The 18,711-nt window shown below is 60.1% G+C and carries 12 protein-coding genes; 3 read left to right on the forward strand and 9 right to left on the reverse strand.

Translation table 11 applies throughout. The features are described 5' to 3' along the window. Nucleotides 1-14: 14 nt before the first annotated feature. From efeB to efeU, 3 genes are read right to left on the reverse strand one after another with little or no spacing between them, the layout of a single operon-like run. Nucleotides 15-1,319, reverse strand: a complete 1,305-nt coding sequence (gene efeB, locus JJD66_RS19105; RefSeq protein WP_200648767.1) for an iron uptake transporter deferrochelatase/peroxidase subunit — start codon at nt 1,317-1,319, stop codon at nt 15-17. A 14-nt stretch (nt 1,320-1,333) separates the two neighbouring features. Next, a complete protein-coding gene (efeO, locus tag JJD66_RS19110; protein ID WP_200648768.1) occupies nt 1,334-2,536 on the reverse strand; it encodes an iron uptake system protein EfeO in 1,203 nt (400 codons plus the stop codon). Between the two features lie 10 nt (nt 2,537-2,546). After that, entirely contained in the window at nt 2,547-3,392 is an 846-nt protein-coding gene (gene efeU / locus JJD66_RS19115) for an iron uptake transporter permease EfeU (RefSeq protein WP_105226766.1), read from the reverse strand. Nucleotides 3,393-3,560: 168 nt separating this feature from the next. On the opposite strand from efeU, the gene JJD66_RS19120 reads away from it, so the two are divergent. Continuing rightward, the gene (locus JJD66_RS19120; RefSeq protein ID WP_054895923.1) at nt 3,561-4,574 is read left to right on the forward strand and encodes an AraC family transcriptional regulator; all 1,014 of its coding nucleotides are present in this window, start codon (nt 3,561-3,563) and stop codon (nt 4,572-4,574) included. A gap of 303 nt (nt 4,575-4,877) precedes the next feature. Further along, nucleotides 4,878-8,279, forward strand: a complete 3,402-nt coding sequence (locus tag JJD66_RS19125) for a hypothetical protein (protein ID WP_200648769.1) — start codon at nt 4,878-4,880, stop codon at nt 8,277-8,279. A 174-nt stretch (nt 8,280-8,453) separates the two neighbouring features. Here JJD66_RS19125 and JJD66_RS19130 read toward each other — a convergent pair whose 3' ends face one another. From JJD66_RS19130 to JJD66_RS19150, 5 genes are all read right to left on the reverse strand, one after another. Next, a complete protein-coding gene (locus tag JJD66_RS19130; protein WP_200648770.1) occupies nt 8,454-8,978 on the reverse strand; it encodes a hypothetical protein in 525 nt (174 codons plus the stop codon). Nucleotides 8,979-9,196: 218 nt separating this feature from the next. Beyond that, nucleotides 9,197-10,612 carry an efflux transporter outer membrane subunit gene (locus JJD66_RS19135; protein ID WP_198715467.1) on the reverse strand — a complete coding sequence of 472 codons (1,416 nt, stop codon included), beginning with the start codon at nt 10,610-10,612 and terminating at the stop codon, nt 9,197-9,199. Continuing rightward, complete coding sequence (locus JJD66_RS19140; protein ID WP_034127367.1) at nt 10,609-13,788, reverse strand: efflux RND transporter permease subunit; 3,180 nt, start codon at nt 13,786-13,788, stop codon at nt 10,609-10,611. Before JJD66_RS19140 ends, JJD66_RS19135 begins: the two co-directional genes overlap by 4 nt. Nucleotides 13,789-13,803: 15 nt before the next feature. Further along, complete coding sequence (gene mexE / locus JJD66_RS19145) at nt 13,804-15,045, reverse strand: multidrug efflux RND transporter periplasmic adaptor subunit MexE (RefSeq protein WP_105229134.1); 1,242 nt, start codon at nt 15,043-15,045, stop codon at nt 13,804-13,806. Between the two features lie 217 nt (nt 15,046-15,262). Continuing rightward, entirely contained in the window at nt 15,263-16,159 is an 897-nt protein-coding gene (locus JJD66_RS19150) for a LysR substrate-binding domain-containing protein (RefSeq protein ID WP_198715469.1), read from the reverse strand. A 103-nt stretch (nt 16,160-16,262) separates the two neighbouring features. Here JJD66_RS19150 and JJD66_RS19155 point away from each other — a divergent pair, with 103 nt between their 5' ends. After that, nucleotides 16,263-17,591, forward strand: coding sequence for a DUF2254 domain-containing protein (locus JJD66_RS19155; RefSeq protein ID WP_200648771.1), 1,329 nt, complete (start codon nt 16,263-16,265; stop codon nt 17,589-17,591). Here JJD66_RS19155 and JJD66_RS19160 read toward each other — a convergent pair. Further along, nucleotides 17,558-18,472 (reverse strand): LysR family transcriptional regulator, encoded by a 915-nt coding sequence (locus JJD66_RS19160; RefSeq protein WP_014718389.1) that lies wholly within the window; start codon nt 18,470-18,472, stop codon nt 17,558-17,560. The two genes, JJD66_RS19155 and JJD66_RS19160, sit on opposite strands and share 34 nt — an antisense overlap. Nucleotides 18,473-18,711 lie beyond the last annotated feature (239 nt).

Genomic DNA, 18,711 nt, shown 5'->3' on the forward strand with positions numbered 1-18,711 from the left:
CGCTGTGGGGTGTTTTAGGTCTTGGCAGGGGGGTGAGGGTGCGTTGCGGCGAGCAGCGTGCGTCCGATGAAATCCTTGGGCCCGGTGACACCCGGCAAGGTAAAGAAATACCCGCCACCCACTGGCTTGAGGTACTCCTCCAGCGGTTCGCCGTTGAGCCGGGTTTGCACGCTGATAAAGCCTTTCTCCAGGTCAGCCTGGTAGCAGATGAACAACAAGCCCATGTCCAGTTGACCGTTTTTGTTGACGCCGTTGGAGTAGTTGAACGGCCGCCGCAGGATCAGGTTGGCCTGGGTCTGCGGGGTGCGCGGGTTGGCCAGGCGGATGTGGGCATCAAGCTTGGTCAACTTGCCTTGCGGGTCCTTGCGGTAGTCCGGGACCTGGGTTTCGTGCTGGCCGTCCATGGGCGCGCCCGTGGGTTTGATACGGCCGATGATGCTTTCCTGTTCTTGCAGCGGGGTGCGATCCCAGCGCTCGACAAAGTTACGGATGATGCGCACGGCCTGGTAACTGCCATGGGCGGCCCAGGCCGGCTCGTCGCTGGTGGGCTGTACCCAGACGATCTGGTCCATGGCCTTGTCATCGTTGGAGTTGGGGTTGGCCGAGCCATCGCGAAAGCCCAGGAAGTTGCGCGCACTCTGTGCCGGTTCGCCGGGCTTGGCCGGTGCCTGGGGCGGCACGCTGCCTTCTTGCTTCCAGCGCACCAGCAGCAGGTCGGGCAGGTTTTTGACGATGTCGCGCAGCGCGTGGATGTTGGTGTCTGGGGTGTTGGAGCTGAACTGCAGGCTCAGGTCGCCGTGACACTGCGCCGGTTCCAGTGCATCGTTGGGAAAGCCGACCATGCGACTCAGTCGCTTGGGCTTGGCGGCGGCAAGGCCGAAGCGTTCGTCGAACAACGACTCACCGACCGATACTGTAATGGTCAGGTTATCCGGTGTGACCACAGGGCCAAGGATGCCAGAATCGGTGGGCGGCAATTTCGGGTCGACCTGGGGCACGGTGCCGCCGGTCATCAGGAATGCGATGCGCTCGTTGAGGGTGCGGAACAGACGTTCCAGGTCTTCGCGGTCGCTGGCCAGTACATCGAACGCCACGACCATGCCGCAGGCCGGGCGCGGGGTGACGATGCCGCTTTGGTGCTTGCCGAAAAACGCCTGGTGGTCCTGGGTCTTGTCACTGCGCGGTGCGGTGGTGACTTGCTCAGCCGCTGCCGCCATCGCCGGGCAGGTCAGGCTGCCGCCGGCAATCGCAGCGCCGGTGGCCGCCATGCCCAACAGGACGCGGCGACGTTGGAGGTCAAACTGTTCTGTATCACTCATGTATGCGGTCGTCTTCACTGCAGGCCGGAAAGGCCAAGGGCTGGGTCGATTCCATCGAGTGCAACGGCCAGTGCCTTGGCCTTGTCGCCGATCTGCTTGCGCTGATCAGCTGTAACCTTGTCGTAGCTGGGGTAGCGGTCATTCACCTTGAGCCCGTCGAGTTCGCTGTCGAAGGCGTTGAGCGCGCTGTCGATAGCGGGCAACAGGTCGGCGGCGGACTTGACCAGCAACGGGCGCATCAGGTCGACCACCTTGCGCGCGACCTGCTGATTGGCGGCAAAGCCGTTCAAGTCGATGTGGCTGTAGCGTTCCTCTTCACCGCTCGCCGCCCGCACGTCCGCCAGGCTGTTGAGGTTGCGGACCACGATGCTCACCAGTTGCTCCGGGGGCAGGGACTGGGCCAGTAATTGCTGCTTGAGCGTGGTGACGTCGGTAACCAGGCGTTGGGCGACCGGCGCGAGGCCATCAAGGCTGTGTTGCTGGAACAGGCTGTATTCGAGGCGGTGGAAGCCGCTGAAGGCGGGGTCCTGCTCGCGCTTTTCAAAATAATCGGCGCGGGCATTGATCGCGTTATCCAATTCGGCCAGACGCTGAGACGCCGGCGCCAGGCGCTGATACGCCTCGCGCGCCGGTACATACAGCGCCTGGGCCTGGGCCAGGTCGCCGGCGGCGATGGCCTGTTGCAGGACCGTTACGGCCTTGACCAGCGCACCGCCTTGGCTGCTCAGGTACACGCGAAACTCCGACAACGGGCCGATAAAGGCCACCATCGACGGCTTGGCCTTGGCCTGGGCGTCAGACTCTGCCGTGGGCGTGACATGCAAGGTGCCGCGCGGGTTGCTCAGCAGGCCACAGGTAATGGCGTAGTCGCCGGGCAGCAGGTTGGCGTTGATCACTTGGCTCAGGCCTGGGGCGATGTTTTCCCGCTCTTCGACCACCAGCACGCCGTCGAGGATTTCCCACTCCACCGCGCGGTCGGAGCGGTTGATGATGCGAAAGCTGGCATGCCCGGCTGGTACCGTCAGGGCGTTGGGTTCGCAGGCGTGGCCGTGGATGGTCACCGCGATTTCATTGTGGTTGGTCTGGCGCTTGCCGGCGGCCAATTGCGAGGCGTAGTAGAACAGGCCTCCGGCGGCGATCATCACCACCACCGAGCCGGCCACGCCCCAGCGCAGGGCGCGGGACGGCGGGGCCGATTGAGGGGTTGGGTTGGACAAGAGACGGTCCTTACTGGTTGGAAACGGAAGAAGTGTTGGCAACGGGCTGGGAGGTGGCCGAGGGCAGGAAGAACATCACCAGGGCCACCACCAGGTAAATCAGATAGGCGCCCAGGGTGCTCACGGTCGGCGCCTCCTGGTAACCGAACATACCGGCCAGTACCGAACCGAGCGGGCTGTCCATGGGCAACGCAGCGCTGAAGTCGAATAGCACGGTCTGCCAGTGATTCCACACGCCGGCTTCATGCAGGGCTTGCACCGAATTGGCGAGAATGCCGGCCGCGACCACCAGGATGAACAGGCCGGTCCAGCGGAAAAACGCACTGAGGTTCAGGCGCATGCTGCCGGAATAAATCAGCAAACCCACGACAATGGCCAGGGCCAGGCCAAGCAGGGCGCCCACCGGAGCGCCCGGACCTTCGCTTTGCTGGAACACGGCCAACAGGAAGAACACCGTCTCCAGCCCTTCGCGGGCCACGGCGAAAAACACCATGGCGATCAGGGCGAACACCTGGTGCCTGGAGCCGGCCAACGCATGGTCGAGGGATTCATGCAGCGAGTGTTTAATCGAGCGCGCCACTTTGCGCATCCAGAACACCATGGAACTGAGGATGCCCACGGCCACCAGCCCGACGACACCTTCAAACAATTCCTGCTGCTTTTGCGGGAATTCCGCACTGACCAACTCCAGGCCGCCGCCCACCAACAGCGCCAGTGCTGCCGCCAGGAATACGCCGATCCACACCGCAGGCATCCACTGGCCACGCCCGGTCTGTTGCAGGTAACTGGCGATAATGCCAACGATTAATGCCGCTTCAATGCCTTCACGCAGCATGATTAAAAAAGGAACGAGCATCGGGCACCCGGGCACAACTAGTTAGGGAGCTAAGTTGTAACATAATGATACTCATTGCTAAACAAGAAATATTGACCTTTGCTGAACGTGGGCTGAACGGTGGTGGCGAAGCGCAACCGCCTTTATGATGCAGACCACCCAGACTGCAGCCGGACAGTTCAACGCCCCATGTCGGAAAAAGACACTATCTCCATCCACCTTGTGCGCGAAGCGCTGTTGCATAGTTGCGCGCCGGGAGCGGCCACCGTTGAGGCATTGAGCAAAGTCGGGATTGACCCGGCGTTGCTTGAGCAGCCCGACGCTCGCGTGGCGGCCACGGCCTATGCACGCCTGTGGCGCTTGCTGGCGCGGCGCAGGGACGACGAGTTTTTTGGCATGGACCCACGCACACTCAAGTCCGGTAGCCTGGCGTTCCTGTGTCGCGCCTCCATGGCGCAACCCAGCCTGGCGGCCGGCCTGGAAACAGGCTTGGGGTTTCTCTCGTTGATGCTGGAGCATCTGCCGGCCCAACTGGTTCGCCAACAGAGTCTGGCGGAGATTGTCCTGCTCGAACCTGATGAGCCAAAACGCGCTTTTACCTATTTCACTTATTGGATGATCGTCCACGGCGTCGCCTGCTGGCTGGCGGGGCGGCGCATCCCGATCCTCGCCATTGAACTGCGTTGCGCGCAGCCGGACTTCTGTGACGATTACCGGGTGATGTTTTCTGACAACCTGCGCTTTGACCGACCACGCACACGCATGATTTTTTCAGCCGATTGTCTCGACCTGCCGATCAAGCGCAGTCCGGAAGAACTCAAGCGCTTCCTTGCCCGTGCGCCGGCCAACATCCTGGTCAAATACCGCGATCCCGAAAGCCTCGCCACCCGCATCAAGCACGACCTGCGCCAGATGCCGCCCCATACCTGGCCTGAAACCGAGGGCCTTGCGGCCAGCTTGTGCATTTCCGCTTCCACACTGCGCCGCCGCCTGGCAGAGGAGGGGCAGACTTATCAGGGCCTCAAAGACGGTGTACGCAAGGAGCTGGCGATTGTGTGGCTGGCTGAACCGCAGATCAGTTTTGCCGAGATTGCGTCGCGGTTGGGGTTTGCCGATACCAGTTCGTTCTACAAGGCGTTCCGCAAGTGGTCCGGGTCCAATCCGGGGCACTTGCGCAGCCTGATTCTGCGCGACGCGAGTTGAATCGGCGGCAATTAGCGTAGCGAAAGGTCTGGCTTGCGCCTCGTCTTTTTCCTATGGAGCCAGCGCAGACCTTCTCTCAGTCTGGAAACCCTTATTGAACGCTGGGTCATGGACGTGTTATCAAAAGTTCCTGCAGCAATACCTCTTCTCTCTTCAGCGCGTTTCGGTCCCCCACCTTTTGTTACCCCCCCTGAGGTCTCGTCATCGTGGGTTGCCGGGTCGGATCCCGCGCAACACAGACTCACTCAAGCCGAGGCGGACGCGATTGACCGGCAAGCCTGGTTGACCGTGTTGGAGCGCAGTGTGCTCGATAAGGCTGACTATGCCTTCGTCGACCTGGCGAACCTGCGGTTTAACCTGGCACCCCGTCCTGGCGCCGTCGACAAAGACACCACCGCGCTGGCGTTTCTGCAACAACGTTTTCCAGGGCTGAGTGGTGAAAACCTGCCGCGAACGGCCGCGCAGGTGCGTAACCTGATCAATTGGCAGCGTCTTGGGCTACCATCGAGCCCTGCCTTGGGCAACTACACCTGGGCATCTGCGCAGGCACCCGAGCCAGGCCACCCAAGCCTGAGCCTTGACGAACGCCAACGCTTGGTCGAGGCGTTAAGAACCTATGTCGGCGACGGCATCCTCACCAGCATGAACGTGACCACGCAAAACATGGATGATCAGATCACTAGGCATCTGAGTAGCCATGCACCGCTCAATCGCTATCGGCAGAACACATTGCTGGCTGCGATTGGGCGTGATCCTGCCGGGTTTTCAAACGACCAGCGCAACCAACTGCTGCTGACTGCCCTGATGTTGAGCATCGACCCCGAGCTGGGGCAGCGTAGAAACCATATCGCAGGTTATGACCTGTACTCACCGGCTAACGCCGGGCGTACCCTGGCAGAAGTCAAGGGCGACTTGAAGGCGCATCTGGTGCGCAATGGGCGCGTGCGGCCCGAGGCGGTGGATGCCACTGTGCATATCATGCTGGCCAGTGTCGCTCCAGAGTTTGTGCTGCCAGACACGCCGGGTACGTTGCGCATCGGCTCTCCTGCCTGGGTGGTACTCAGGAAAACTGTCGCGTTGCTGGAGGAGTCAGCAGAGGGCTCCAGCCGCACCCTCACCTATGATCAGGTGCTGGAGCGCGCCATCTTCCAGGCCCTGACGCCGGAGCAAGTGGTGTTGTTTCATGCCATCGAAACAGAACCGCTGCTTGATTGGGCAACGATGCACGGGGTCATTGCTCGGCGAGCGGACGATCAGTACACCGCCCAAGACCTGCAAGTCGCGGCGACAAAATACAACGACTATATCGAGAGCTCTCATCAGGCGCTTGTAACACTGAGCACCCCGATAAAAGACCGGCGAGCGCGAGCGCGGGCTGACCTCGAACGCGTGCTTCCGGGGCACGATCTGAACGAGCCGATGCATACCGTGGCGTACCGGTTTCCCCAGTTGCTGTCTAATATGGTGCCCGGGTTACCCTGGTTGCAGCGCAGTCTCGGCTTTAAGGAAAGCCTGGTTGACCTGCACATGAGCGGCAATCTCAAGTACGGTGAATTTGCCTCGACTAGGCTTGTGGATATGACTGGCGCCACGTTGTTCAAAGATGAATATGACCCCAGGCTTGCTTCCCTGCGGGTGCACTTCACGAGGTTGAAACATTCCGGGCAGTCCCTTGCCGAGGCTGTCAAGGGTGATACCGAGCGTTTTCAAAAGGCCGTCTCCACGGGCCTGAAAGACATTCTCAGCAAAATGCCCTACGCGGACCGGCAGGCACTGGCCACTCAGGAACTGACCTTTTATCGAGTCGAGGCCGAGTCCATTAATGGCGCAGGTACTTCCATAACAGATGCCGATGAGCAACTCCAGGCGGTGAGGGGGCGCTATGGCTTCCTGATCGGCGTCGGGCAGGGCAAAGATGCCAAGTGTTATGAGTTTTTTCCCATGAGCGGGACCTATGTCGAACGGCACGACTTCAAGGCGATGTTGGACAAAGGCGAGGCAATCGTCGCGCGGTTGTGGGTGACCCGTATGAAGTCCCACGTGGACGGTCCACGGGCGGGGGCATCCGAGGTACAGATCAGGGCATTGCGCGAAACACTGCCGGCGGCGACATCTTCACAAACGCTGGCACCGCTTGGTTTTTTTTCGGAGCGGGCCAATGCGATTGCGGACTACGTAGCCCAACGCAATCTGGTGCTGGATCCCGAACAACTCCTCACTACCGCAATGGGGCAAACGGCCTCGGAGCGTTTCGATGATCGGGTCAAACGGGTCAGTAAAACACTTGTAAATACATTGATTCCCTTCAAGGCTTGCTACGACGACATTGTCTCCGGGCACGTCAAAAAAGACCTGAGAGCGTTGACAGGGTGCGCCACCGACGTTGCGGTAGCCATTACTGTCGTCGCAGGAGGTGCAGCGGAGGGGGCTGCAGCGTTCGATAAGGCGCAAGCCGGCTTTTCCAGGCTGGCGGCGGCTACCCGGGCGGTGGGGACAGTCACCAACGGTTTGCTCAATCCATTCGCCGGCCTCTCTGAACCTCTGCTCAAAGTCGCCAAGTGGGTAGGAAGCCGCCTGTTTCGGCTTGGAGAGAAGTCCCAGAGCGTGGTGCGCGCCGCTTGGAAAGCGCAACTCGAAGAACAGCGGGTCGGGCGCGTTCGGCAAATGCGCCGCGACTCGCTAAAAAGCACAGAAAAACCGCAGGAAGAGCGCCCGGTGGAGACGCAACCGAACGAAGGCAAGGTCAAGCCAGGGCCGAGAGCCACACGCGCAGAGGTCAAGGAACTCATCGAGCGTTCGCAGCCGCTGATGGTGTCCAAGGTGGACGATGCACTTAAAGCGCTAGCAGACCCTGCGCTGACTGAAGACGTGGATTTTGTGCTCAAGAGCTTCCAGGGCATTAGACCTGATCAGGCACGAAAACTGATGACCTCTCGCCTTACACGGCTCAAGACCAACGCTCAAGCGCTGACTACCAGAAATATAAGGTTCATGCGCTCCCGGGACCAACGATGGGTTGCGCAGGTCAGCGCTGAAGATTTCGAGATCGATAAGACAGGGAAATTCATGGAGGTCAACATTGATGGTGCCAAGCGCTATTACCAGCATTTCGGCTCCCACGAAGGCGCTATGAGCAACGCGTTGATTCATGAACTCGACCACCTGCCAGGCCCTGTGAGCCGAGGTACGCTTGATCTCGCCTACCTCACGCGGTTGAGAACAGATGAAGAAAATGCGGCAGGTTTGCTCAACCTGGCCAACGGGCATACCGACCCTGCAGTGTTGGTCCTGCCAGGTGAAGATGCACCAGTCCTTGTGGGCAAGACGGGCGTCAACATGTATGGCTCCCGCGCCGGCAATCTCAACGCGGAGTCCACGATGACCAGTGTTGCCCTGCTGTCTCAGCTCAAGACAGACCCCAACTTGTTCAAGCAGAACCGCGCGATAATTGAAGCCGCGCAGGCGGCTTTTGGGGAATTACCGATCACCGATCAGGTACCCATAAGAATCGTCAGCAAACGCTCTGCGCGCGCCCCCGCGCCAGGGTTGATCTACGCGATGGACCAGGGCTCCAGGAAGCTGATCGGAGTTTACCGATTAATGCAGCAGCCTCCCGGTACAGTGCTTCCCGAGCGCCCGCCCACGCATCAGCCGGCACGTGACCAGGCGTTCAAGGCCTATGTGCAAGAGCACTTGGTATTTTAAAAAAGGTTCTTTTTAGAATGGGCGGCCAGGACGGCACCTGACTTGCGTGAAAGTGGCGTTACAGGCGGGATTAGGAAATAACTGACAGCGCTCTTCGCTTGAGTCGCTGACCCATAGATAAATAAGGTGTGCCAGAGGTTCTGGCACACTTCGATTTGGGTTTCTGCGTCGGGATCAGGCACGCTCTTCGACCGACAGATCATTTTTCGAGGAGTTCGAGAAGTACGCCAACGCATTAATTGCGCGATTAGCATCCACCATCCCTTTTATGTATTCAGGAATGCCTTGCGAACGGCCCACGCTTGGGTTGCTTTTAACAAAGTCAAGGTAGTCATCCAGCTTTTCGTTGAATAGAGCGATTGCGTTGAATTTTACCTGTGTGTTTGTTTGTTTTCCGTTGGCATCAAATGCACCATCTCCAAATGTGAATATGCCGAAAGTGCTTGCATCAATGATATTGCTTTCGTACAACCGCCTTCCGACCACCTTTAGTTCGTCAGTACTAATAGATGTCATGTCATAGCCCTTTAAAAACTGCTTCAGATCGGCAAGCTCCCTTTGCTGCCACATTCGCAGCTCATCAACGGCTTTGGACTCTTCAGTAAAAGTAAATGTGTTCGTCGTTTTCTCTGGATTTTTGATAACAAAAGCATCTGTCTGTTTGGAAAGTGTATTGGGGATTACCAATCTCATATCCATGCTCGTCTCCTTATAGGATGAAAGGTTCACCCTGCTATCGACCCCTTGCGACAGATATTTAACCTGTTTAAATATTTGGGAAACTTCTTTCAGATAAGTATTACACGTAGGCCAAATTGCTTGATCCGCTAATGCCAGTCTAAAAAAAAGCCCCGCGACCGAATGGATCGCAGGGCTAAAAATTGGCTGGATGCGACCAACCAAAGGAGCTCTTTACATCACTTGCTGCTAGCCACCACTGTATCCGGCTGCCAACCACCCCCGAGGGCCTTGTAGATTGCGACGATGCCGCGATACAGGTCGACTTCGGCCTGGGCCTGGGCGTCTTCGGCGGCCAGGCGTTCGCGCTGGGCGTCGAGCAGGACCAGGAAGTCCACGGTGCCTTCTCGGTAGCGGATCGCCGCAAGGTCGGCGGCGGCGCGGCTGGATTCGCTTTGGCGGATCAGCGAGACCAAACGTTGCTGGCGCTTGCCGTAGTCGCTGAAGGCGTTTTCAGACTCTTCCAATGCCAGCAACACTTGCTGTTCATAGGTCGCCAGTGCGCCATCGGCTTCGGCATTCGCGCCACGCAAACGCGCGCGTACGCTGCCCAGGTCAAACGCGGCCCAAGTGATGCTCGGCCCTAGAGACCAGGCATTCGCGGCGGCCGAGCCGATCTGCGAACCGCGCCCGGCGGTGAAGCCGAGGAAACCGCTGAGGCTCACCCGTGGGAACAGGTCGGCCTTGGCCACGCCGATACGTGCGGTGGCGGCGGCCAGTTTGCGTTCGGCGCTGAGGATGTCCGGGCGTCGTTGCAGCAGTTGGCCAGGGTCGCCAATCGGCAACGCCTTGGCAATCGCTGGCAGGTCTTTCGGGCTCAGGTCCACGCTCAGCTTGTCGGGGCGCTGGCCGAGGAGGGTGGCGATGCGGTTGCGCTCGCGCACTTGTTCGGCCTGCAGTTGCGGCACGCTGGCTTCCACCGCCGCCAGGCGCGCATCGGCACGCTCCACGTCGAGCTGGTCCCCTACGCCGGCATCTCGCAGGCTGACGGTGATGGTGCGCGACTCCTGCTGGTTCTTCAGGTTGTCCAGGGCAATACGTTCGCGCAGTTGCGCACCGCGCAGTTGGCCGTAGGCATCCACCAGCTCGGCAATCATGGTGACTTGCAGCTGGTACAGGTCGGCTTCGGCCACCTGCTGGTCGGCGTCACTGGCTTCCAGGTTGCGGCGGATACGTCCGAACAAATCCACTTCCCAGGCCATGTCCAGGCCCAGGTCGTAGCGCTCGCTGTTGACGCGTTTGGTGGTCTGGCCGGGAATCTGGCCTTTGCCCACATCGCTGCTGGCGCGGGAGGTGACCACCGGCATGATGTCGTTGGCCGCATCATCACGGATGGCCCGTGCCGCCCGCAGACGGGCGAAGGCCACGCGCAGGTCGCGGTTGCCGCTCAGGGACTGGGTCACCAGTTGGTTGAGGGTCGGGTCGTCGAACTGCTGCCACCAGATGCCTTCGTATTTGGCGTGGTCGTAGCTCTTGGTGTCGGCGGCGGCCGTGATATTGGCCGCCTCCAGTTGCTGGGTCTTGTAGTCCGGGCCTACGGCACAGGCGGCGAGCGCCAGCACCAACAGGCTCGGCAGGAATACTTTCACACTCATTGCTGTGTCTCCAGCTTCAAGGCCTTGGCCGCTTTGCGCGCTTCACTGCGCTCGACATAGCGACGGATCAGTACGTAGAACACTGGTGTCAGCAACAGACCGAAGAAGGTCACACCGATCATCCCGGAGAACACCGCCACGCCCATGGCATGGCGCATCTCGGCGCCGGCACCGCTGGAGAGCACCAACGGCACCACACCCATGATGAACGCGAACGAGGTCATCAGGATCGGCCGCAGTCGCAGGCGGCAGGCTTCCAGTACCGCGGCGAGCGGATCGAGGCCTTCCTGCTGTTTATCCTTGGCAAATTCGACGATCAGAATCGCGTTCTTGCACGCCAGGCCCACCAGTACGATCAGGCCGATCTGGGTGAAGATGTTGTTGTCGCCGCCCGAGATGATCACCCCGGTAATGGCCGACAGCAGCGTCATCGGTACGATCAGGATCACCGCCAGCGGCAGGCTCCAGCTTTCGTATTGGGCGGCCAGTACCAGGAACGCCAGCAGTACGCAGAGCGGGAACACGAACAGCGCGGTATTGCCCGAGAGGATTTGCTGATAGGTCAGGTCGGTCCACTCGTAGGTCATGCCGTTGGGCAGTTCATCTTTGAGCAGTTTTTCAATCGCGGCCTGAGCCTGGCCCGAGCTGTAGCCCGGCGCGGCGTTGCCGTTGATTTCTGCGGTGATGAAACCGTTGTAGTGCATCACGCGGTCCGGGCCCGAGGTGTCGCTGACCTTGATAAAGGTCGCCAGCGGGATCATTTCGCCTTTGTTGTTACGCACTTTCAGTTGGCCGATCTGGTCGGAGTCCTGACGGAACTGTTGCTCGGCCTGCACGTTGACCTGGTAGGTACGCCCAAAGCGGTTGAAGTCGTTGGCATACAGCGAACCCAGGTAGACCTGCAGCGTGTCGAAGATGTCGCTGATCGCCACGCCGTGGGTCTTGGCCTTTTCGCGGTCGATGGCGGCGTCGACTTGCGGCACGTTTACGGTGTAGCTGGTGAACAGGCCGAACAGTTCGGGCACGCCGTGGCTCTTGGCAATCACGTTCTGCACTTCTTTGTACAGCTCGTCATAGCCGAGGTTGCCACGGTCTTCGATCTGCAGGCGGAACCCGCCGATGGTGCCCAGGCCTTGTACCGGCGGCGGCGGGAAGATCGCCATGTAGGCTTCTTCGATATTGGCGTATTGGCCGTTCAGTGCACCGGCAATCGCACCGGCAGACATGCTTGGGTCTTTGCGCTCATCAAAGGGCTTCAAGGTCACGAACACGATGCCGCTGTTCGGGCTGTTGGTGAACCCGTTGATCGACAGGCCCGGGAAGGCAATCGCAGCTTCCACGCCGGGTTGTTTAAGGGCGATCTCCGACATGCGCTTCATCACGTTTTCGGTGCGGTCCAGGCTCGCGGCGTCGGGCAGTTGGGCGAAGGCCACCAGGTATTGCTTGTCCTGGGCCGGTACGAAACCGGTCGGCGTGTGGGCAAAGCCGAAGAACGTCAGCACCATCAAACCGGCGTAGACGAACAAGGCAATACCGCTACCGCGAATCACACGGCGCACGGTGCCTACGTAGCCATGGCTGGCCTTTTCGAAAAAGCGGTTGAAGGGACGGAACAGCCAGCCCCCGAAGACCTTGTCGAGGAACTTGGAGAAACGGTCCTTCGGCGCGTCGTGACCGCGCAGCAGCACAGCGGCCAGGGCAGGGGACAGGGTCAGGGAGTTGAACGCCGAGATCACGGTTGAGATCGCGATGGTCAAGGCGAACTGCTTGTAGAACTGCCCGGTCAAGCCACTGATAAAGGCGGCTGGAATAAACACCGCACACAGCACCAGCGCCGTGGCGATGATGGGGCCGGTCACTTCACTCATGGCTTTTTCGGTCGCCGGGAACGGCTCCAGGCCCAGCTCGATATTACGCTCGACGTTCTCCACCACCACGATGGCGTCGTCCACCACGATACCGATGGCCAGCACCAGGCCGAACAATGACAGGGCGTTGAGCGAGAACCCGAACAGGTGCATCACCGCAAAGGTACCGATCAAGGATACCGGTACCGCCACCAATGGAATGATCGAGGCGCGCCAGGTCTGCAGGAACAGAATCACCACCAGCACCACGAGGATCAGTGCTTCAAACAGGGTATGCACCACCGCTTCGATGGAACCGCGCACAAAGATAGTCGGGTCATAGGCGATGCGGTAATCCATGCCCGCCGGAAAGCTCTTTTTCAGCTCGGCCATTTTGCTGCGTACATCGTTGGAGATGTCGATGGCATTGGAGCCTGGACGCTGGAAAATCGGAATCGCAACGGCGGGCTGGTTATCGATCAACGAGCGCAGCGCGTATTGGCTGGAGCCCAGTTCGACCCTGGCGATGTCCTTGAGGCGGGTGATTTCACCGTTGGCGCCGGCACGAATCACGATGTTCTCGAACTCTTCCTCAGTGACCAGGCGGCCCTGGGTGTTGACCGACAACTGGAAGCTTGTGTCACTCGGCGCAGGCTGGGCGCCCAGGGCACCGGCTGCCACCTGGCGGTTCTGCTCGCGGATCGCCGTAACCACATCGGTGGCGGTCAGGTTGCGTGAGGCGGTCTTGTTCGGGTCCAGCCACACGCGCAGGGAGTAGTCGCCCATGCCGAACAACTGCACGTCACCGACGCCGCCCAGGCGGGCCAGTTCGTCCTTGATATTGAGGATCGCGTAGTTGGACAGGTACAACATGTCATAACGCTGATCCGGGGAGGTCAAGTGCACCACCATGGTCAGGTCGGGGGAGGCCTTGTCCACGGTAATACCGATGCGCGTCACTTCCTCCGGCAGCTTGGGCTGGGTGCGCGTCACACGGTTTTGCACCTGCACCTGCGCGTTGTCCAGGTCGGTGCCCAGGGCGAAGGTGATGGTCAGGGTCAGCTTGCCGTCAGCGGTGGACTGCGAGGACATGTACAGCATGTTCTCGACACCAGTGATGGCTTGCTCCAACGGCGCGGCCACGGTTTCACCGATGACTTTGGGGTTGGCACCCGGGAAGTTGGCGCGCACTACCACGGTCGGCGGCACCACCTCCGGGTATTCGCTGATCGGCAGTTGGAACAGCGAGATTGCACCGGCGATCAGGATCAACAGCGACAGCACCGCTGCGAAGATCGGCCGTGAAATGAAGAACTTGGAAAAATTCATCTTGAGTCGTATCCCTTAACCGCGTGGAGTCGCGACGCTTGCGAGCTTGGGCGCGGGTTTTTCCGGCGCCACTTGCTCCAGGTTGCTGGCTTCAAGCGCTTGTCGTTGTTGGGCCAAGGCGGCGAGGGTTTCCTTGCTGGCCATCGGGATGGTTTCCGGTGCGACCGGCGAGCCTGGGCGTACACGCTGCAGGCCCTTGACGATCACGGTGTCGTCCTTGGTCAGGCCGCTGCGCACGATGCGCAAGCCTTCGATTTTCGGCCCCAGTTCCACCGCGCGATAAGCCGGCTTGTCGCCGTCCATCACCAGCACGAATTTCTTGCCCAGGTCGGTGCCGACGGCTTCGTCATTGATCAACACCGCCGAATAGGTACCGCTGCCGACCAGCTTCAAGCGCGCATACAAGCCAGGGGTGTATTCGCCCTTGCTGTTGTCGAACACCGCACGGCCGCGGATGGTGCCGGTGGATGGGTTGACCTGGTTGTCGACAAAGTTCATCTGGCCCAGGTGCGGGTTGCCGGTTTCGTTGGACAGGCCCAGGTACACAGGGGTGGTTGCGCCACGCCGGCCTTCACGGGCCAGTTCGGTGTACTTGAGGAATACGCGCTCATCGGCATCGAAGTAGGCATAGACCTTGTCGGTGGAGACCACGCTGGTGAGCGCAGTGGTATCGGCGGTCACCAGGTTGCCGGCGGTGATTTCGGCACGGCTGACGCGGCCACTGATGGGCGAGGTCACGCGGGTGAAACTCAGGTTCAGCTTGGCAAGGTCCAACTGCGCCTGGATCCCGGCCATCGCGGCACGGGCTTCCTGGGCGGCGGTGGTGCGCGAGTCGGCCAGTTCGGCGGAGATCGCATTGCTCTGGCGCAGGCGTTCGCCGCGTTGTGCTTCGTTTTCGCTGCGGGTGGCGGCGGCTTTGGTCTGAGCCAGCTGGGCCTCCAGGCGGCGTACTTCGGCCTGGAACGGGCGCGGGTCGATCTGGAACAGCAGGTCGCCTTTCTTGACCAAAGCGCCTTCAGTAAAAGCGACTTGGTCAATCTGGCCGGACACCCGAGGACGAATCTGCACGGTTTCCGGCGCTTCAAGGCGCCCGGTGAACTCGTCCCACTCGTTGACCGGCTGTTCCAGCACCTTGGCCACGCTGACCTTGGCTGGGGGCATGGCGGCCGCTTGTTCGGGAGACTTGCCGCACGCGCTCATCACCACCACGGCCAAGATCGCCAAGGGGAAGCGCAAAAGTTTGAGTGACTGTTCCATGAGGTGCATCCGCCAATGTATTTGAGATGGGCGGATCATGCGCGGGGAGGTGCTATGTCACGAATCGAATGAAGCAAAGGTAACTATCATTCGGAATGATATAAGCGCGGAGTCAGCCCTCTAGCATGGGGGTTTTGTTAGGGAGCTATCAATGTGATTGATGACAAAAGACTGTTGCTGAGGGTGCAAGGAACTTTCCCAGCAACCCGTGGGAGCATCACGGCGCCTCAAACGCATCACCCAGAAAGTCGATCAAGGACCGCACCGACGGCATCAGCCCACGCCTGGAGGGGAACACGGCGGTGATCACGCCTTCAGCGGGTTGCCATTCAGGCAATACGGCAATCAAGCGGCCATCGGCCAGTTCGTCTTTGACGACTACCTTCGGCAGGTTGGCGATGCCCACGCCCGCCAGTGCTGCGTTTTTCAGGGTCGACATATCATCACTTACCAGGCGTGGCGTGTGCGCGACCTGGGCCGTCGCGCCGCCCGGCCCGGTCAGGTCCCACAGGTACTGAAGCAACGGGTTGCCCCAATGGATCGTCGCCAGCCCGGCAAGATCAGCCGGTAGCGAGGGCAGGGGAGCGTCCTGTAGAAAAGTCGCGCTCGCCACCAGTACCTGAGGGCTTTTCGCCAGTACCTTCATGACCAGCTCGCTGCTTTCCAGCGGTGGGAAACACAGGTTCAAGGCCATGTCATAGCCTTCGCTGATGATGTCGACCTTGCGGTTGAAGCTTTTCACGTTCAGTTCGACGCTGGCGCATTGCGCCATGAATTGGGCGAGCATCGGTGCCACCCAATAGTTGAGCAGCGCAGTGGTGCAACTCAAGCGGATCACGCCCCGCGGCTCTGATTTATTGAAGGCAATCACATCTTCGGCCGACTCGGCTTCGGCAATCATCGCCACGCAATGGCGGTAATAGGCCTGGCCGATATCGGTGACCTGGAACTGGCGCGTCGAACGCTGTATCAGCCGCGCCCCCAGCCTGGCTTCAAGCTGGCTGACTCTGCGGCTCAAGGTCGATTTGGGCAGGTTCAGCGCACGGCCCGCCGCCGCAAAGCCGCCGTGCTCGACCACCTTGGCGTAGAGGAAGAGTTCGTTGAGGTCGAACATGGGCAGTGTTCCATTTTTGAGATGGCCAAGATTAATTCAACTTAGCCAGTATCGACAGCCATGTACACTCCGTTCAAATCGACGCAGTCACCGAGGGCGCCACATGATCGACCGTTTGCGCTGGGCAACCCATCGTCTCACCAAGCGATTGTGGTTCAGAGCCTCCTTGTTCTCGCTTCTAGGGGTCGCTACGGCACTGCTTGCCGTTGTGTTCAAAGACTTCGTTCCCGAGTCCCTGCCAACGCGCATCGGTGCAGATGCGGTGGACAAGATTCTTGGCATCATTGCGTCCAGCATGCTGGCCGTCACGACCTTTTCGTTGAGCACGATGGTCACCGCGTACGGTGCCGCAAGTAGTGGTGTGACCCCGCGAGCCACCACTTTGGTGATGGAAGACACTACGACGCAAAACGCCCTCGCTACGTTTATTGGCTCATTTCTTTTCAGCCTGGTAGGCATCATTGCCCTGAGCACCGGCGCCTACGGCGCGCAGGGTCGCGTGCTGCTGTTCGCGGTGACCATCGCCGTGGTTGTACTGGTGGTCTACACCCTGCTGCGGTGGATCGATCATTTGTCCAAGCTCGGCAGGGTAGGAGAAACCATCGACCGCGTCGAAAAAGCGGCCATGGCGGCCATCAGCCAACGCGCCCAATGGCCCTGCCTTGGCGCTGCAGCCTACCCGGCCGATCACGCTCTGGCACCCGGCGCAATGACCATCGAAAGTGGGCAGACGGGCTATGTGCAACATATCGACGTGTTGGCCTTGGGCGCTATCGCGCAGCACGACTGCACGCATATTTACCTGGAGGTGGTGCCGGGAACCTTCGTACACGAAGGCATGCCGCTGTTGCACGTTGTCAGCCTGGGCACCAGGCAAGACGATGGCACACAGGCCACCAGGGAAAAGATCCTGTCTACGCTGACCATCGGTAACCGTCGCACATTCGAACACGATCCCCGTTTCGGGCTCTGCGTCCTCTCTGAAATCGCTTCGCGCGCGTTGTCACCTGCCGTCAACGATCCAGGTACCGCTATTGATGTGATTGGCCGGGGAGTGAGAACGTTGGCATGCTGGGGTAAGCCCGGCGGGTCTGGCCGGCAGACAGATCAGCAGTGTGAGCAGGTATTTGTTCGAGGGCTGAACGTCGATGATCTGTTTGAGGATTTCTTCGCCCCGATCAGCAGAGACGGTGCAGGTGTGTTCGAAGTGGATGCTCGCCTGTTGAAAGCCCTTATCAGCCTTGCCGAAATAAACCCTGTTCTGTTCAAAACGGCGTGCCTTAGGCAGGCGGACCAACTGATCACGCGCGCGCATGCCACACTGACACTGCAGCATGAGAAGGAGCGACTGAGCGCCTTGGCCAAGGCGATAGGCGCTATTCGGCCTGCAAGGGCTGTTTATAGGCTATCCGGATCGCCGAAAAACATCTGAATCCGCGACCTCAACCACCGCTCCCCCGGATCATTGTCCTGCGACCCCCGCCACGCCATATGCAGCTCAAACGAGCGCACCGGCAACGGCGGATCCTCGGCACGCAAACCACCCGCCGAGGTCAGCGCTTCCGCCGCATAATCCGGCACGGTGGCCAGAATGTCCGTACCCGCCAGCAACGTACCCAGGCCGTTGAATTGGGGCACCGCGAGCACAACGTGGCGCTTGCGGCCGAGTTTTTCCAGCTCTTCATCGATAAACCCGCTCAAGTCACCGGCAAAGGACACGAGCGCGTGGGGCCGTGAGCAGAAGTCGTCCAGGCTCAGCGAGCCCGGTACGCTGTCAGCGCGCAGCAGTTTGGGCAGGCTGCGGCGCAGTACCTTGCGCTTGGCGTTGGCGGGCAGGTCGGCGGTATAGCTGACGCCAATGGAGATTTCACCGGAGGCCAGCAGGCCGGGCATCAGGATGTAATTGACGCGGCGTACCACCAGCACAATGCCGGGGGCTTCGGAACGCAGGCGTTTGAGCAACTGCGGGAGCAAGGCGAACTCCACGTCGTCGGACAGGCCAATGCGAAACACGGCGGTGCTGGTAGCCGGGTCGAATTCGGCGGCGCGGCTGACGGCGGTGGAGATTGAGTCCAGCGCCGGGGAGAGCAGGGCGAAGATTTCCACGGCGCGGGCCGAGGGCTCCATGCTGCGCCCGGTGCGCACGAACAGAGGGTCATCGAACAGCCCGCGCAGGCGCGACAACGCTGCGCTGATGGCCGGCTGGCCGAGGAACAATTTCTCGGCGGCGCGGGTCACACTGCGCTCATGCATCAAGGTTTCGAATACGATCAAGAGGTTAAGGTCGACACGACGCAGGTCGTTACGGTTCATCTTGTGTCCTGGAAGAGTCAGCAAACTTGATGTGAGCGGTCACGTAGCAACCCCCTGAGGTTCGCTTCAGAAGGATGACCGGCATGAATCTTACGGGGAAAGGCTGGTACTCTGCACCGGCTAATTGATTTTTCCTACGATAGTTGAGGTGTGTTCCTCGCTCGCGGAATCAATGACAGGCATGTCGACTATTAATGGTGACCGGTGGTCTTACCCCCAAAGCCCAGATAAAGTTCATG

Source organism: Pseudomonas sp. MF6751, assembly GCF_016613265.1.
Lineage (GTDB): Bacteria > Pseudomonadota > Gammaproteobacteria > Pseudomonadales > Pseudomonadaceae > Aquipseudomonas > Aquipseudomonas fluorescens_BV.

Coding starts and splice junctions, on each gene's coding strand:
- mexE (WP_105229134.1), bottom strand. CDS start 15,045: ATGGAACAGTCACTCAAACTTTTGCGCTTCCCCTTGGCGATCTTGGCC.
- JJD66_RS19140 (WP_034127367.1), bottom strand. CDS start 13,788: ATGAATTTTTCCAAGTTCTTCATTTCACGGCCGATCTTCGCAGCGGTG.
- JJD66_RS19160 (WP_014718389.1), bottom strand. CDS start 18,472: ATGAACCGTAACGACCTGCGTCGTGTCGACCTTAACCTCTTGATCGTA.
- JJD66_RS19150 (WP_198715469.1), bottom strand. CDS start 16,159: ATGTTCGACCTCAACGAACTCTTCCTCTACGCCAAGGTGGTCGAGCAC.
- JJD66_RS19130 (WP_200648770.1), bottom strand. CDS start 8,978: ATGGATATGAGATTGGTAATCCCCAATACACTTTCCAAACAGACAGAT.
- JJD66_RS19120 (WP_054895923.1), top strand. CDS start 3,561: ATGTCGGAAAAAGACACTATCTCCATCCACCTTGTGCGCGAAGCGCTG.
- efeB (WP_200648767.1), bottom strand. CDS start 1,319: ATGAGTGATACAGAACAGTTTGACCTCCAACGTCGCCGCGTCCTGTTG.
- JJD66_RS19155 (WP_200648771.1), top strand. CDS start 16,263: ATGATCGACCGTTTGCGCTGGGCAACCCATCGTCTCACCAAGCGATTG.
- JJD66_RS19135 (WP_198715467.1), bottom strand. CDS start 10,612: ATGAGTGTGAAAGTATTCCTGCCGAGCCTGTTGGTGCTGGCGCTCGCC.
- efeU (WP_105226766.1), bottom strand. CDS start 3,392: ATGCTCGTTCCTTTTTTAATCATGCTGCGTGAAGGCATTGAAGCGGCA.